The organism is Blautia sp. CAG:237 (assembly GCF_000436615.1).
In the GTDB taxonomy this organism is placed as follows: Bacteria; Bacillota; Clostridia; order Lachnospirales; family Lachnospiraceae; genus Blautia_A; species Blautia_A intestinihominis.
Genome location: NZ_FR886753.1, coordinates 17,477 through 33,637 on the forward strand (window position 1 = coordinate 17,477; position 16,161 = coordinate 33,637).

Here is a 16,161-nt window from a genome sequence, read left to right on the forward strand (position 1 = left end):
AAAGTGAATCTTCTAAATAATACGATAATGATACGCTTATTGTGAAATCCCTGTGATCTCTGCAAGTGCATGAAGGGCAGTGGCCACTTCTTCCGGGGTATTTTCCGGACCAAAGGAGAAGCGGAGCGTACCGGCAGGATATGTGCCGAGGGTTTTGTGCGCACTTGGGGCACAGTGGAGACCGACGCGGGACATGATCCCGTAAGTATCGTCCAGTTCAAAGGCGGCACGAGCCATATCCACTTCAAGTGTCTGGATCGAGACGACGGCACAGCGGTTCTGGGTGTCTTTGTGTCCGATCACGCGAAGGCTGGCCTCAGCCGGGTCGAGGGTGAGGATTCCGTCAATGAATTGTTTCGTCAGCGTGAGTTCATGCTGGAAAGCCAGATCCATTGAACTGTTCTCCAGATCATCAAGCGCGGCGTGAAGACCGAGGATCCCGGGGATGTTCGGCGTTCCCGGCTCGAAGCGGTCCGGGAGGAAATCAGGGACTTTTTCAGTATGGGAAATACTTCCGGTGCCGCCACTTAAGAGGGGTTCGATCTGAGAAGCAAGCTCGCTGCGGATCAGGAAACCGCCGATCCCCTGTGGTCCACGGAGTCCTTTGTGCCCGGTGAAAGCGAGCGCATCAAGCTTTAATTCTTCCATATCGATCGGAAGTGTACCGGCAGTCTGTGCACTGTCCAGGACAAAAAGCAGCCCATGTTTCTGGCAGAAGGTGCTGATCTCCTTAAGCGGCATGATGGTTCCGCATACATTGGAAGCGTGGAGACAGACGAGAAGTCTGGTATTTGGTTTCACGAGCGCATCTGCTTCTGAGAGAATCAGATTTCCTTCATGATCGCACGGAATCCTGTCAAAAGTCACTCCCTGTCTCTGAAGCTGCACAAGCGGGCGCATTACTGCATTGTGCTCCATCGAAGTGACCAGCACATGGTCGCCTGGTTTCAGGATCCCCTTGAGGAGAATATTAAGGCTCATAGTGATGTTCTGGGTGAAAATCACATTTTTGCCCCTACCGGATGTGAAATGGAAAAGCCGGCGAAGCTGTTCTCTTGTCTCAAAGATCTGTTCTTCTACGGAATAGGCAGCCTGATACCCGCCGCGTCCGACATTGACCGCACAGCCGGAGAGATACTGATAAACAGCATCAGCCACAGAAGGAGCCTTCGGAAAAGAAGTGCTTGCCTGATCCAGATATATTTTTTTCATAAAATTACCTCACGTACTTTTATTAGATCATAATTCTGATTATATCATAATTTATAAATATTATCTATAAGTAGCTATAAAATACGACTATATTTAATTGGTGAAAAATGCTCAACAATGGTATGATAATACAAAGAAAATATGCTGATACAAAAATCTTTCAGCATTGAGGGAAAGGGAGGTTATTCACTAATGAAAAAAGAAAAAACAACAATTGTTGTAGCTGGCGTGCTCATCGGTGTGATCGCAGCCATGCTGGTATTCTTTGGAAATCCGGCAAATATGGGATTCTGTATTGCCTGCTTCCTCCGTGATACCACAGGTGCGCTCGGACTTCATTCCGCAGCAGCCGTACAGTACATCCGTCCGGAGATCATCGGACTTGTGCTGGGTGCATGTATCGTGTCACTGATCACCAAAGAGTTCCGTCCAAGAGGAGGCTCTGCACCGGTGACAAGATTTGTTCTGGGTGCTTTTGTTATGATCGGATGCCTGATGTTCCTTGGCTGTCCGTTCCGTATGATCCTGCGTCTGGCAGGCGGTGACGGAAATGCCATCTTCGGTCTGGTTGGTTTCGCGGCAGGTATCCTGACAGGAACATTCTTCCTCAAGAAAGGATACACTCTGAAGCGTTCCTACAAGATGCCGAAACTTGAGGGAAGTATTTTCCCTGCAGTTCAGATCGTGATGCTGATCCTTCTTGTGGCAGCACCGGCATTTATCCATTTCACAGAGCCGGAAGGTGGTCCGGGAGCAAAACATGCGGCAATTCTGATCTCACTGGCAGCAGGGGTGATCGTTGGTATCCTGGCACAGAGAACCCGTCTCTGTATGGTCGGCGGAATCCGTGATGCAGTTCTGTTTGGCGAGTTCAAGCTTCTGTTTGGTTTCGTTGCGATCCTTGTCAGTGCATTGATCGTAAATGTGATTCTTGGATATTTCCATCCGGGATTTGCCGGTCAGCCGATCGCACATACAGATGGTTTGTGGAATGCACTTGGCATGTATCTTGCAGGTTTTGGCTGTATCCTTCTCGGTGGCTGCCCGATGCGCCAGCTCATTCTCTCCGGTGAGGGAAATACAGACTCTGTTGTGACCGTTCTCGGCCTGATGGCAGGAGCTGCTTTTGCCCACAACTTCGGTCTGGCATCTTCAGCAGATGGCCCGACAGTAAACGGCAAGATCGCAGTTGTGATCGGTATCATTGTTGTAGCAGTGATCGGCGTGGCCAATTCCAGGCGAAAAGAAGCCTGAAAGGAGATAAAATATGAAAAGAGTAGATGCAAGAGGACTGTCCTGCCCGGAACCAGTCATCCAGACAAAAAATGCCATGGCGTCCAGAGAAGCTCAGTATGAAGTTCTGGTAGACAATGTGGTGGCAAAAGAAAATGTCTCCCGTTTTGCGATCCATCAGGGCTATCAGGTCGAGGTGGAAGAACAGGGCGATGATTTCCTGCTCAGGATAAAGAAATGATGAAATATATAGCGACGTTTTATTCTCATTATGGTGCGATCCAGTACCGGAAGAACTGTGAGAAGATGGATCTGGAGGCGGTTGTCATGCCGGTTCCCAGAGACTTGAGTTCTTCCTGCGGAACCTGTGTGCGCTTCGAGGCGGAAGGGGAATTCCCGGAGCGAAACGAAGAAGTGGAACAGATCGTCCAGATCGAAGACTCAGGATATGTGTGTATCTATCATGCAGATGAAGAATAAGAGACATTAAGAGGAGCTTTCGGGCTTCTCTTTTTTTGACGTGAGATTGTACGAAAACATAAATTCGTGTATACTAGGGATAAAGTAAAAAGCCGCATCAGCTTTAAAGATGCGGCACAGAATCAGGAGTGAGAACAATGAGAGAAAAACTGACCAAGAGAGACGTAGAAAAGATAGAAGAAGAGATCGAGCACCGTAAGCTTGTCATCCGAAAGGAAGCCATCGAGGCGGTCAAGGAGGCGCGTGCACAGGGCGACCTGAGTGAGAACTTCGAATACTACGCTGCAAAGAAACACAAGAACCAGAACGAGAGCAGGATCCGTTACCTGGAGAGAATGCTCAAGACGGCAGAAGTCGTAGAGGATACGTCAAGATCCGACGAAGTGGGCATGGACGATATCGTAGAAGTCGAATTCGAGGAAGATGGCGAAGTGGAGAAATACAAACTTGTCACTTCCATTCGCGGAAATTCGATGGAAAACCGTGTCAGCATCGAATCCCCGATCGGCAAAGCCCTCAAAGGACACCGTGTCGGCGACAGAGTCAAAGTACAGGTGAACGAAAACGTAAGCTACTATCTGCGTATCCGCTCTATCGATAAGACAGGGGACGAAGGAGAAGACATCCGCAGCTTCTGACAGAAAAAATCCGCCAAAAAGCGTTTTTTTTCTGTGAAATTCGATTTTACAAAGATTTAACATAAAACTGGTGAGAACTTTACACGATGTCAATATGATGAAACCATATTAAATCTGAGCAAAGGAGAACATTATGGATTTTTTCAGCATATTAACATTGTTGGGCGGTCTTGCCATGTTTTTGTATGGAATGCAGGTTATGGGCGATGGTCTGGCAAAAGTATCAGGAGGTAAACTGGAGCAGATCCTGGAAAACTTAACTTCAAGCAAATGGAAAGCAGTACTTCTCGGAATGTGCGTGACAGCAGTCATCCAGTCCTCATCCGCAACGACCGTTATGGTAGTCGGATTTGTAAACTCAGGAATCATGAAACTGACACAGGCAGTCGGCATCATCATGGGTGCGAATATCGGAACTACCATCACTTCCTGGCTTCTGAGCCTTACTGGAATTGAGAGCAGCAACTTTTTTATCAGCCTTCTGAAACCGAGTTCTTTTTCGCCGGTCCTGGCACTGGTCGGAATCATTCTTCTGACTTTTACCAAGAGCTCCCGTAAGAAAGATATCGGAACCATCCTTCTGGGATTCGCAGTGCTGATGTTTGGTATGGAATCCATGAGCGGTGCAGTAAAGCCTCTGGCGGATGTACCGGAATTTACAGGACTTCTCCTTAAATTTTCCAATCCGGTAGCAGGAATCCTTGCAGGTACGATCCTGACTGCGATCATTCAGTCATCTTCTGCATCTGTCGGTATTCTTCAGGCACTCTGTATGACAGGAGCAGTTCCGTTCAGTTCCGCATTCCCGATCATCATGGGACAGAACATCGGTACCTGTGTGACAGCACTTCTGTCTGCGATCGGTGCAAACAAGAATGCCAAGAGAGCAGCAATGATCCATCTGTACTTTAACCTGATCGGAACGATTGTGTTCATGTCACTGTTTTATCTTATCAATACTGCTGTGCATTTTCCATTTATGACACAGATGGCGACACCGGCAACGATCGCGATCACGCACAGTGTCTTCAATATCACAGCGACACTTGTATGGCTGCCATTCTCCAATCTTCTTGTGAAACTTGCCTGTCTCACGATCCGTGATGACAAGTCCGATGAAGTCAGCAAGGAAGATCAGGAGTTCATGATCCTCGAATCCAGATTTCTGGAAAAACCGGCTTTTGCCGTAGAACAGGGAAGAAATGCAGCAAAACATATGGAACGCGATTCTCGCAAGGCTCTGGATATCTCTCTTGGACTGCTTCGCGACTATCAGGAAGAACAGGCAGAACGAGTTCAGAAGATCGAGTCAAAAGTAGACCGCTATGAGGATGAACTGGGAACTTATCTGGTGAAACTGAATAACAAAGACCTCTCCGAAAAGGACAGCCACAGCGTTTCCATCATGCTTCACTGCATCGGTGATTTCGAGCGTATCTCAGATCATGCGGTAAATATTATGGAATCCGCAAGAGAGCTTCACGAAAAGAATCTCAGTTTCTCGCCGGAGGCCAGAACGGAACTTCAGGTTCTGGCCAGTGTAGTCGGCAGGATCGTAGATACTGCATATGACGTATTCGACAAGCAGGATATGAACCTCACCCGTGATGTAGAGCCTCTGGAAGAAATGGTGGATGAGCTGAGCAGGGAGATGAAACGTCGCCATGTCAACCGTCTGCGTTCCGGAGAATGTACGATCGAGATGGGATTTATCCTCACAGACCTGCTCACCAGTCTGGAACGTATCGCAGACCATTGTTCCAACATCAGCGTCTGCGTAACACAGGTAAGAGAGAATCTTTATGATACACACAGTCATCTGGAGAGCCTCAAAAACGAACCAGATGAAGGCTATTACAATCGTCTGGAAGAACTGCAGAGAGAGTATGTACTTCCGTAAAAGATACACACAGTAACGGCAGATTCCGGACAGAAAGGGAAATAACAGTTACAACAGAATGATCTATTGTGTAGAAGATGAAAGAAATATCAGAGAGCTTTTGATCTATACCCTGGAAACGACAGGATTTTCAGCAAAGGGTGTGTCGAATGGGAAAGAACTCCGGGCACTTCTTAAAGAAGAACTCCCGGATCTTATCCTTCTGGACATCATGCTTCCGGGGGAAGACGGATACAGCATTCTCGAACGGCTCAAAGCTTCACAGGAGACCAAAAATATCCCGGTGATCATGGTCACGGCAAAAGAAGCCGAATTTGACAAGGTCCGCGGGCTGGAAGCAGGAGCTGATGATTATATCACAAAACCTTTTGGAATGATGGAATTTGTCGCCAGAGTAAAGGCGGTCCTGCGCCGCTGTTCCAGACAGGAGGACGACAAAGAACTGAAATGTCAGGATCTGGCACTGTCTGTCGGAAAGCACAAAGTCTGCTGGAAGGGCGAAAAGATCGAACTGACACGTAAGGAATTTGAACTTCTTCAGTATCTGATGGAAAACAAGGGACTGGTCATGACGAGAAATCAGATCCTTTGCCATGTATGGGGATATGATTTTGACGGTGAGACGAGGACAGTCGATGTACATGTCCGTACCCTGAGACAGAAGCTTGGGGAAGCCGGAAATCTGGTCGAGACGGTTCGAGGCGTAGGCTACCGGATCGGAGCATAAAAATGAGAAAAAAGATATTAAACCATACCTGTCTGCTCGTAGTCCTGTCAGTGCTTATGACATTCCTTGCAGCGAGTCTGGTCATGTACAGCAAGTATAATGAAGATCTGAAGCAGAGCGTCCGGGACAGTACAAAATACATCCAGGACAGCGTAGAAAAGATGGGCGAATCCTATCTGGACAAGGATCTTGGCAAAGCTTCCGCTGCCCGTATCACACTTCTGGACAGTGAAGGAAATGTTTTGTTTGATTCACTGGAAGATCCGACGGAGCTTGCCAATCACAGCAACCGTCCGGAATTTATTCAGGCAGAAAAAGAAGGCTATGCGGAGACTCTGCGTTATTCAGAGACACTTTCAAAGCAGAATTTTTACTGTGCGGTGAAACTTTCCAATGGAGATATCCTCCGTGTGGGAAGAACGACAGACAGTGTCTTTTCGACAATGGTCTCCAGTTCGGCACTTTTTGGTGCGCTTTTGCTTCTGATTCTGGTGCTGGCATTTATCCTTGTCCGGAAACAGACACAGGACCTGATCGAGCCGATCAATACACTGGATCTGGAACATCCGCTTGGAGAAGTCCGCTATGAGGAACTGCGACCTCTTCTGGAGCGTGTAGATGAGCAGAACCACCAGATCGCGAAACAGATGGAAGAGCTCAAGGAGGCAGAGGCTGTCCGCAGGGAATTTTCTGCGAATGTTTCTCACGAGCTTAAGACACCGCTGATGTCGATCTCCGGTTATGCGGAGCTGATGATGAACGGGATGGTTCCGGGAGACAAGATACAGGAGTTTTCCGGAAGGATCTACCACGAGGCAAGCCGTTTAAGTACATTGGTGACAGATATCATCCAGTTGTCGAGGCTGGATGAGAAGGATAGCGATATGCCATTTGAGCCGGTGGATCTGTATGAGCTGTCAGAGGATATCGTCCTTCATCTGGACAGTGCAGCATCAAAGAAGAATATTCAGTTACAGCTTGAGGGAGCGTCAGTTTCCGTCGAGGGTGTGCGTCAGGTCCTCTATGAGATGCTGTACAATATTGCGGACAATGCAGTGCGCTATACGAATAAAGATGGAATCGTAAAGATCTTTGTAGGGCAGAGAGGAAGCCATCCGTACTATCGCGTGGAGGACAACGGAATCGGCATTCCGAAAGAGGAACGGAAGAGGATCTTTGAACGATTCTACAGAGTGGATAAGAGTCATTCCCGGGAAACCGGTGGAACGGGGCTTGGACTTTCGATTGTAAAGCACGGCGCGATCCTTCATAACGCAGAGATCGTTCTGGACAGCGAACCAGGGCAGGGCACAAAAATGGAGCTGGTCTTTTGACAGACTGGCTCCATTTTTGTGCGTTGTAAAAGAAATAAATTTGAAGGCGAAATCAAAGATCCATCTCGGAGAGAGCTGCTTCATCGGCGATGATCGTGCAGTCCGGATGGAACTGAAGAATAGATCCGGGAACTTCTGGTGTGACAGGTCCCTGGATCACCTGTTTCAGGATCGCGGCCTTATCCTTGCCGCTGACAAGAACGATCAGCTTACGGCAGCGCATGATGGTTCCGATCCCCATAGTGTATGCCTGACGAGGAACATCTTCTTCGCTGGCAAAGAAACGCTTATTTGCCTGGATCGTTGTTTCAGTGAGGTCAACACAGTGTGTCTCATCTTCAAAATGGTCGGATGGTTCGTTGAAGCCAATGTGACCGTCGTGGCCGAGACCAAGAAGCTGGATGTCAGCCGGTCCGACGCGGTGGATCAGTTCGTTGTAGGCCTGGCAGCACTTTTCGCTGTCAGTTTCCGTACCATCCGGAACATAAGTATTGTCATAAGAAATGTTCACGCGGTGAAAAAGATGCGTATTCATGAAATAACGATAGCTCTGTTCATGGGAACCTGGAAGTCCCTTATATTCATCAAGATTTACAGTGGTGATCTGTGAAAAATCCAGGTCGCCGTCCTGGTACATTTCTACAAGGCGGTCATAAGTGCCGATCGGTGAAGAGCCGGTGGCCAGACCAAGAACACTGTCTGGTTTCAGAGTGATCTGGGCTGCGATGAGATTGGCAGCCTTGCGGCTGAGTTCCTGATAATTTTTTACTTTGCAGATCTGCATGGTAAGTCCTCCCCCGTCCAATTAAGGACAATTGTATTTTTATATAGTTTTTACCTTCATAAATATTAATTCTGACGCTGTGGGCGTTCAGACAGTGCCTTGATAGAAGTGGCGTATTCCGTCGGTGTCATTCCGGACAGCTTCTTGAACTGCCTGGAAAAATAATGGATCGAAGAATAACTCAGGAAATCTGAGATCTGCGTAAAGTTCATCTCATTTTCCCGGATAAGCTGCTTGGCAAAGTCGATTTTCATCCGTGAGAAAAATTCGATCACACCACACTGATATTCTTCGCGAAAAAGTTTCTGCAGCTGTGAGCGCCCGATCATATTGTTCCTTGAGATATCCTGGATCGTCAGGGTTTCCCGGACATGCTGTTCCAGGTAGTGGATGATCTTGCGGCAGGTATCAGAAGTTGTCTGGCAGGGATCGTAGATCCCGGCAGAAGCGGAATAATGTGCGATCGTATAACGCCGGATCACGTGGATCAGAAGCTCCTCAAGGTAAAGTGTCAGAAGCTGCTGGGAACCGAAGGAAATCTCAGGTTTCTTGATCATCTGCTCCAGATAAGGATCGTCCAGAGGTGTTTCAAAACAGTTCCGCGCCTCTGCGATGATGCGTCCGAGGATGCTCCGCTCTGTTTCTGAAAAAGTGAGTATCTTATTTTCAAAAAATTCCATGCACGGCGAATTACAGGAAAATGAGATCACGATGATGCTTGGAGCGGTTTTTCCTGTAGCTTTCAGTGTGTGAAATTCATTTGGGCGGTGAAAGATGACCTGACCACGGGAGAGGGTGTGGCATCCATTGTCTGTAACAACCTCGGCAGCACCGGTGTCCACGCATTGAAATTCCCAGAAGTCGTGGCGTTCGCCGTCAAAATGAAAATCATTCTGATATTCGTAGTAATGGATCGTGTAAATGCTTTTTATGAAAAGTTCCTGGTCCAATGAGACACTCTGATAAGCCACGGGAAGACCTCCTTCATCAGATGGTATTCAGCATTTATAATATTGTTCGATGGTTTTATACTAATAAATTTGTGTGAAATAGTCAAATGATAATCACAATAATATAAAAATATAACCTTATCGTGCAAATACTATTGAGAAAAAAACGCTCATATTAGATAATGGTTATCAAAGTTGAAACTTATTTATATTGTCATATCGGGATTAGTGGTGTACGATTAAAAGCAAAGAAAAAGTGGATCACAAAGATCCGATTAAACAGAAGTATGAGGAGGACACAATGATGAAAAAACCGGTTTTGGTAGTTATGGCAGCAGGAATGGGAAGCCGCTATGGCGGTCTGAAACAGATCGATCCAATTGACAAAGAAGGTCATATTATCATGGACTTTTCCATTTATGATGCAGTAAGAGCTGGCTTTGAGAAAGTCGTATTTATTATAAAGAGAGAAAATGAACAGGCATTCCGTGAGGCGATCGGGGATCGTCTGAGCAAACAGATCGAAGTAGCGTATGTTTTCCAGGAACTGACCAATCTTCCGGAAGGTTATGCAGTCCCGGAAGGAAGAGTGAAACCGTGGGGAACCGGCCATGCAGTCTTAAGCTGTATCGATGAGATCGATGGACCTTTTGCTGTTATCAATGCAGATGATTACTATGGTGTACATGCATTCAAGATGGCATATGATTTCCTGACTTCTGAGCAGGAAGAAGGAGATGTTTACCGTTACATGATGGTAGGATACCGCCTTGAGAATACCCTTACAGAGAATGGTCATGTTGCCAGAGGTGTCTGTGTGACAGATGAGGAAGGTCATCTGATCAAGATCAATGAGCGTACCCATATCGAGAAACATGACGGCGGTACAGCATACACAGAGGATGACGGCAAGACATGGACCATGCTTCCGGAGGGCAGCATCGTTTCCATGAATATGTGGGGATTCTCAAACAGCATTTTGAAGGAACTTAAAGAACGTTTTAAACCATTTCTGGATGATGCGATCAAGAATAATCCGATGAAGGGAGAATATTTCCTTCCATTTGTTGTTGACGAACTTCTTCAGGAGCACAAAGCAACTGTCAAAGTTCTCAAGTCCGAGGATAAATGGTACGGAGTTACTTACAAAGAAGATAAACCAATGGTAATGGCTGCAGTTCAGAACCTGAAAGATCAGGGGCTGTATCCGCAGAATTTATGGGAGGAAGCATAAGTGGAGATCGGCAATACAGTACGTGAAGCGATTGACGGCTTCAAATTGCATGGTGAACTCAAAGAGTGCATCAGATATGGAAGCGGTCATATTAATGATACTTATCGACTGACTTACGAGACATCACAGGGAACGAAACGATATATCCTGCAGAGAATGAGCAGAAATATTTTTAAGAAACCAGTGGAACTGATAGAAAATATCAGCGGTGTTACTTCCTGGCTCCGCAAAAAGATCATCGAGAATGGCGGCGATCCGGAACGAGAGACACTGACACTGGTAAAAAGCCAGACAGGTCTTCCGTATTTTGTGGATTCTGATGGAGAGTACTGGAGAGTCTATCTCTTTATTGAGGGAGCGACCTGCTACGATGCAGTAAAGGACGACAATGATTTCTATCAGAGCGCAGTAGCATTCGGACATTTTCAGCAGCTTCTGGCAGATTATCCGGCAGAGACACTTCATGAGACGATCAAGGATTTCCATAACACACCGGACCGCCTTAAGAAATTCAAGAAAGCTGTTGCAGAGGATGTCTGTGGAAGAGCAGCCTCTGTCCAGAAAGAAATTGATTTTATCCTGGAGAGAGAAGAACTGACACATGCACTGTATGATATGCAGCTTGACGGAAGACTTCCGCTTCGTGTAACACATAATGACACCAAGCTGAACAACATCATGATCGATGACGCGACAGGCAAAGCAATCTGTGTGATCGATCTGGATACAGTCATGCCGGGACTGACAGCGAATGATTTCGGTGATTCTATCCGCTTCGGAGCAAGCACAGCTCTGGAGGACGAGAGAGACCTTTCCAAGGTGTCCTGTGACCTTCATCTCTTTGATGTTTATGCGAAGGGATTTATCGAGGGATGTGGCGGTGCGCTGACAGACCTTGAGATCGAGATGCTTCCGATGGGAGCGATCCTTATGACATTTGAGAATGGAATCCGTTTCCTGACAGACCATCTGGAGGGAGATCATTACTTCCATATCCACAGAGAGGGACATAACCTTGACAGATGCAGGACCCAGCTTACTCTTGTAAAAGACATGCAGGAAAAACTGCCGCAGATGAATGAGATCATCAGAAAATATAAATGATTTTTACAATAAAAAAGCTTCGGAACTTTGAACAGGTTCCGAAGCTTTTTGTTGTATATATCAGCCCTTTACACCACCGGAGGTAAGACCACCGACAAGATGTTTCTCGATCAGTATAAACAGGATGATGACCGGTACTGTTGCAAACAGTGAGGATGCAAACAGATACTGCCATTCTACCATGTTGTAACCGTTGAAGATCGTAATACCGACCGTCAGAGGTTTGAAGACATCTGTTGAGATCAGAGTCAGTGCGACTGTATATTCATTCCATGCGTTGATAAATACGAAGATCAGCGCAGTTACGATACCAGGTGCAGCGACTGGAAGAAGGATGCGGATCAGGGCAGAAACCTTGCCACAGCCGTCAACTGTTGCAGCCTGTTCCATTTCAGGTGAGATAGAAATAAAAGTACCGCGCAGCAGCCAGATCGCGAATGCCTGGTTGAATGCTGCATTGATAAATACAAGACCAACGAGACTGTCTGTCATACCGAAGGTTGACATGATCTTGTAGATACCTACCAGAAGGACTACAGGAGCAAACATCTGGGAGATGATAACGATACCCAGGAAGATCTTTTTGCCCTTAAACTTCATTCGTGCAAGTGCATAAGCTGCAGGAATACCACATACGATCGCGATCAGAGTGGAGCCACCTGCAACGACCAGGGAGTTGATGAAATATCTGGAAAGTGGAGCCAGTGTCCAGATATCCTTGAAGTTCTGCCAGAGCCAGTGGACCGGGAGAAGTGTTCCCTTGGTTGCGTAGATTTCTGCACGGCTCTTGGCGGCAGTCGTAAACATAACAAAGTATGGATACAGCGTAATCAATACGACCAGAATGACAAAAACATAAAGAAGAACCCGAAGGAGTGTGCTTTTTGTGTCGCGTGAATGTTTCATTAGTCTTCCTCCTCCTTTCTAAGTGAAAGTACCATATAAACAGAAGCGCATGCACACAGGATCAGGAATCCGATCACGGATACTGCAGCTGCTTCACCGGATTTGCCTTTGTAGAAAGCAAGTTTATAGAGATAGGTAACAAGGGTATCGGTACGGCTTGCCGGGTCGCCCTTGGTAATTGTCCATATGATAGGGAAGGAGTTGAATACATAAATGATATTCAACACAGTACTTACCGTCAGAGAAGATTTTACCAGCGGAAGTGTGATCTTGAACAGCTTCTGCCAGTAGTTGGCACCGTCAACGGTAGCCGCTTCATAATAAGAGTTGTCGATACTCTGCAGACCGGAAAGTACACAGAAAGTAACAAATGGTACAGTAACAAAAATACCTACAAAAATTTCCCATGCAAAATATGCTTCCGGGGTAGGAGTCCAGTTGACCGGACTGGAGATCAGTCCAAGTTTCAGTAAAAGGGTGTTCAGTGCACCGTAATCCTTGTCAATGATGAATTTCCATACGCCTGCCTGGATGATCAGGGAAGTTGCCCATGGGAATACAACAATAGCACGGACTGCTTTACGGAAACGGAATTTGTTATTTAGTACAAGTGCAAGGATAAAACCAAATACAGTAGAAAGTACTACAACAGCAATGGTCCATACAAGGGTATTTTTGAGAACCAGTTTAAAAGTAGATCCCCTGAGGACTTTGGCAAAATTGTCAAATCCACAGAATCCCTTTATCAGACCAGCTTTACTCACTTCGCTCATTGAAGTACGGAAAACTTCAAAGATAGGAAAGAGTATGAAGATTGTCATAAGAAGGATGCTGGGAAGCAGCCACAGATATGGCTCCACAGCAGCCAGAGGTTTCTTTTTTTTCATATTTACACCACCAAATCAATTGTCAAAAAGAATCGGGAGCCGGTCACTAATGTCCGGCTCCCGGTTAAGTCGTATCTCTAAATCAGGAATCAGCCTGCGATATCAGCCTGAAGATCATCAAGCAGTGTCTGAACGTCGTCGCCAAGGAGTGCGTTCTGCTCTACTTCGATAACGCCCTGCTTTACATCTGCCCATTCTGTCTTGGTTGCCGGGTAGAAGTTGCAGCTCTGCAGGATATCGATCCAGGATGAATAGGTGTCGTCCTCTTTTGCAAGAAGATCTGCTGCTGTCTGAGTGGTTGGAAGGAATCCTTCGTATACCATGTAATCAGCGTAACGAGTGTCATCATAGAAGAAGTCAAAGAACTTGGTGATGGCAGCTGTACGAGCTTCCTGATCCTCAGCGGAGTCATCCTTGAATACTTCAAGACGATCGCAAACGCCCATTGCTACGGATTCGCAGCCCTCATTTGCAGGGATTGTTGTTACATCGTAGTTAATGTCATATCCACCATCGGAGAGATAGGTAGGAATGTTGTTCGGTCCGATCATCATGGCAACTTTGCCTGCACCAAACATATCCTGAAGGTCATAACGTGTTTCGTTAGCCGGATCGGAGTTGGTGTATCCATCGTTTACAAGACCGAGTGCGAAGTTCAGAGCTTCTACGTTCTTGTCGCTGTTGAGGGCCCAGTCACCATTTTCATCAACGAATCCGCCGCCGTTGTTCCATGTATAATAAGAGAATGCAGCCTGACCTTCGTCAGTTGTCATATCAATACCCCATGGATAAACGTCATCGCCGAATTTATCTTTGATCTTCTTTGCTGCGTCCTGAACTTCTGCCCATGTGGTAGGAACGGTAGCACCTGCTTCTTCAAGGATGTCCTTGTTATAGAAGAGTGCACGGCAGGATGCCAGGATCGGTAATGCGTATACAGTATCATCAATTGTGCTTGCTTCCCAGAATGACGGGAAGAATTTGGACTGAAGATCTTCAGAAGCATATTCTGTTGCAGGCATCAGCAGATCGTCAGCTACATAATCTGCAAGAACGTCGATATTCAGAATATCAGGTGCGTTGTTGTTTGCAACCAGTGTATTTACTTTGGTATAAAGATCGTTCCAGGAAACAATTTCGATGTTCAGATCAATATCTGAGTTTTCAGCTTCGAAATCCTTTTCGAACTGGGACCACCACGCCTGGGTCTGGGTACCATACTGGCTGATGATGACATCCAGAGTTGTCTTGTCGTCTGCTGCGAGAACAGGCTGAGCCATTGTTGCTGTCATTGCCAGTACCATAGCTAATGCGATTTTACGTTTCATATGAAAGTCCTCCCTTTTGTTTGGTGAAACTGACAGAACCGTCAGTTTGGTTTCGTGATAATCACGAATGTATTAGGCTGATTATACCGTTTATAAGACTAAGTGTCAATAAAAATAGACAAAAAAAGACTGAAAATACAAAAAAAACAATGTATATTGCATAAATGGAAATGTTGACAAGTTGCACAAAGATTCAAAATCAGAATCACCAAAACAGAAGTTTCATAACTGCATCAGGTAATAGGTAAAATATGCGGGAGTTTTAGTAAAATATGCGGGAGGTTTTGGGAAAATATTGTGAAAAAAATAAAACAGTGCTACAATGACACCGTAGTAAAACAAAAGCAAATGTCAGGAGGAGTAAATCATGGCAATTTTAGTAACAGGCGGAGCCGGATTTATCGGAAGCCATACTGTAGTAGAACTTCAGAATGCAGGATATGATGTAGTAGTACTGGACAACTTAAGCAACTCCAGCGAGAAGAGTCTGGAACGTGTAGAAAAGATCACAGGAAAACCGGTTAAATTTTATAAAGTAGATATTCTTGACAGAGAAGGACTGAACGAAGTTTTGGAGAAAGAGGATATCGATTCCTGTATCCATTTCGCAGGTCTCAAAGCAGTTGGAGAATCTGTTGTTAAACCATGGGAATATTATGAGAATAACATTGCAGGTACACTTACACTGGTTGATGTAATGAGAAAACATAATGTCAAAAATATTATTTTCTCCTCTTCCGCAACTGTATACGGCGATCCGGCAATCATCCCGATCACAGAGGAATGCCCGAAAGGACAGTGCACCAACCCTTATGGATGGACCAAATCCATGCTGGAGCAGATCCTTACAGATATCCAGAAAGCAGATCCGGAATGGAATGTAGTACTTCTTCGTTACTTCAACCCGATCGGTGCTCACAAGAGCGGTCTTATCGGTGAGAACCCGAATGGTATCCCGAACAACCTGATGCCTTACATCACACAGGTTGCAGTAGGCAAGCTCAAAGAACTCGGCGTATTCGGAAATGACTATGACACACCGGACGGAACTGGTGTCAGAGATTACATCCACGTAGTTGACCTTGCCAAAGGACATGTAAAGGCTGTCCAGAAACTGGAAGACAATTCCGGACTCAGCATCTACAACCTTGGTACAGGTAAAGGATACAGTGTTCTTGACATTGTTAAGAACTTTGAAGCTGCAACAGGCGTTAAGATCCCATACTCTATCAAACCTCGTCGTGCCGGTGATGTTGCAACATGCTATTCCGATGCAACCAAGGCTAAGAAGGAACTTGGTTGGGAAGCAGAGTACGATATCAAAGATATGTGTGCAGATTCCTGGAACTTCCAGCAGAAGAACCCGAACGGTTACGAAGACTGATTTTTATAAATACCATATACAATAAGAAACACCCCGGCAGAACGTATTCACAGCGTTCTG

Annotated in this window: 16 protein-coding genes; 10 read left to right on the forward strand and 6 right to left on the reverse strand. The window is 46.0% G+C overall.

Annotated features, from left to right (window positions below; genetic code table 11):
- Positions 1-36: 36 nt before the first annotated feature.
- The gene (locus QZL69_RS10220; RefSeq protein WP_022215110.1) at positions 37-1,212 is read right to left on the reverse strand and encodes an aminotransferase class V-fold PLP-dependent enzyme; all 1,176 of its coding nucleotides are present in this window, start codon (positions 1,210-1,212) and stop codon (positions 37-39) included.
- A gap of 192 nt (positions 1,213-1,404) precedes the next feature.
- Between QZL69_RS10220 and yedE the strand changes: the two genes are divergently transcribed.
- From yedE to QZL69_RS10255, 7 genes are all read left to right on the forward strand, one after another.
- Positions 1,405-2,466 carry a YedE family putative selenium transporter gene (yedE, locus tag QZL69_RS10225; RefSeq protein WP_022215111.1) on the forward strand — a complete coding sequence of 354 codons (1,062 nt, stop codon included), beginning with the start codon at positions 1,405-1,407 and terminating at the stop codon, positions 2,464-2,466.
- Positions 2,467-2,479: 13 nt separating this feature from the next.
- Positions 2,480-2,686, forward strand: coding sequence for a sulfurtransferase TusA family protein (locus QZL69_RS10230; protein WP_022215112.1), 207 nt, complete (start codon positions 2,480-2,482; stop codon positions 2,684-2,686).
- Entirely contained in the window at positions 2,683-2,925 is a 243-nt protein-coding gene (locus QZL69_RS10235) for a DUF3343 domain-containing protein (protein ID WP_022215113.1), read from the forward strand. The genes QZL69_RS10230 and QZL69_RS10235 overlap by 4 nt, the downstream gene beginning before the upstream one ends.
- A gap of 137 nt (positions 2,926-3,062) precedes the next feature.
- Positions 3,063-3,563 (forward strand): transcription elongation factor GreA, encoded by a 501-nt coding sequence (greA, locus tag QZL69_RS10240; RefSeq protein WP_022215114.1) that lies wholly within the window; start codon positions 3,063-3,065, stop codon positions 3,561-3,563.
- Between the two features lie 133 nt (positions 3,564-3,696).
- A complete protein-coding gene (locus QZL69_RS10245) occupies positions 3,697-5,463 on the forward strand; it encodes a Na/Pi cotransporter family protein (RefSeq protein WP_022215115.1) in 1,767 nt (588 codons plus the stop codon).
- Between the two features lie 58 nt (positions 5,464-5,521).
- Complete coding sequence (locus tag QZL69_RS10250) at positions 5,522-6,190, forward strand: winged helix-turn-helix domain-containing protein (RefSeq protein ID WP_022215116.1); 669 nt, start codon at positions 5,522-5,524, stop codon at positions 6,188-6,190.
- Positions 6,191-6,192: 2 nt separating this feature from the next.
- Complete coding sequence (locus QZL69_RS10255) at positions 6,193-7,524, forward strand: sensor histidine kinase (RefSeq protein ID WP_022215117.1); 1,332 nt, start codon at positions 6,193-6,195, stop codon at positions 7,522-7,524.
- A 52-nt stretch (positions 7,525-7,576) separates the two neighbouring features.
- On the opposite strand, the gene nagB is transcribed toward QZL69_RS10255, so the two are convergent.
- Entirely contained in the window at positions 7,577-8,308 is a 732-nt protein-coding gene (nagB, locus tag QZL69_RS10260) for a glucosamine-6-phosphate deaminase (RefSeq protein ID WP_022215118.1), read from the reverse strand.
- A gap of 65 nt (positions 8,309-8,373) precedes the next feature.
- A complete protein-coding gene (locus tag QZL69_RS10265) occupies positions 8,374-9,279 on the reverse strand; it encodes an AraC family transcriptional regulator (protein ID WP_022215119.1) in 906 nt (301 codons plus the stop codon).
- Positions 9,280-9,562: 283 nt separating this feature from the next.
- On the opposite strand from QZL69_RS10265, the gene QZL69_RS10270 reads away from it, so the two are divergent.
- Positions 9,563-10,492 (forward strand): sugar phosphate nucleotidyltransferase, encoded by a 930-nt coding sequence (locus tag QZL69_RS10270; RefSeq protein WP_118253325.1) that lies wholly within the window; start codon positions 9,563-9,565, stop codon positions 10,490-10,492.
- Complete coding sequence (locus tag QZL69_RS10275; RefSeq protein ID WP_022215121.1) at positions 10,493-11,596, forward strand: phosphotransferase enzyme family protein; 1,104 nt, start codon at positions 10,493-10,495, stop codon at positions 11,594-11,596.
- A 60-nt stretch (positions 11,597-11,656) separates the two neighbouring features.
- Here the strand turns inward: QZL69_RS10275 and QZL69_RS10280 are convergent, their stop codons facing one another.
- The 3 genes from QZL69_RS10280 to QZL69_RS10290 form a co-directional block, all read right to left on the reverse strand.
- A complete protein-coding gene (locus tag QZL69_RS10280) occupies positions 11,657-12,502 on the reverse strand; it encodes a carbohydrate ABC transporter permease (RefSeq protein WP_022215122.1) in 846 nt (281 codons plus the stop codon).
- Positions 12,502-13,389 (reverse strand): carbohydrate ABC transporter permease, encoded by an 888-nt coding sequence (locus QZL69_RS10285; protein ID WP_022215123.1) that lies wholly within the window; start codon positions 13,387-13,389, stop codon positions 12,502-12,504. The genes QZL69_RS10280 and QZL69_RS10285 overlap by 1 nt, the downstream gene beginning before the upstream one ends.
- An 89-nt stretch (positions 13,390-13,478) precedes the next feature.
- The gene (locus QZL69_RS10290; protein ID WP_022215124.1) at positions 13,479-14,717 is read right to left on the reverse strand and encodes an ABC transporter substrate-binding protein; all 1,239 of its coding nucleotides are present in this window, start codon (positions 14,715-14,717) and stop codon (positions 13,479-13,481) included.
- 367 nt (positions 14,718-15,084) lie between these two features.
- Between QZL69_RS10290 and galE the strand changes: the two genes are divergently transcribed.
- Positions 15,085-16,101, forward strand: a complete 1,017-nt coding sequence (gene galE / locus QZL69_RS10295; protein WP_022215125.1) for a UDP-glucose 4-epimerase GalE — start codon at positions 15,085-15,087, stop codon at positions 16,099-16,101.
- The last annotated feature ends 60 nt before the right edge of the window (positions 16,102-16,161 follow it).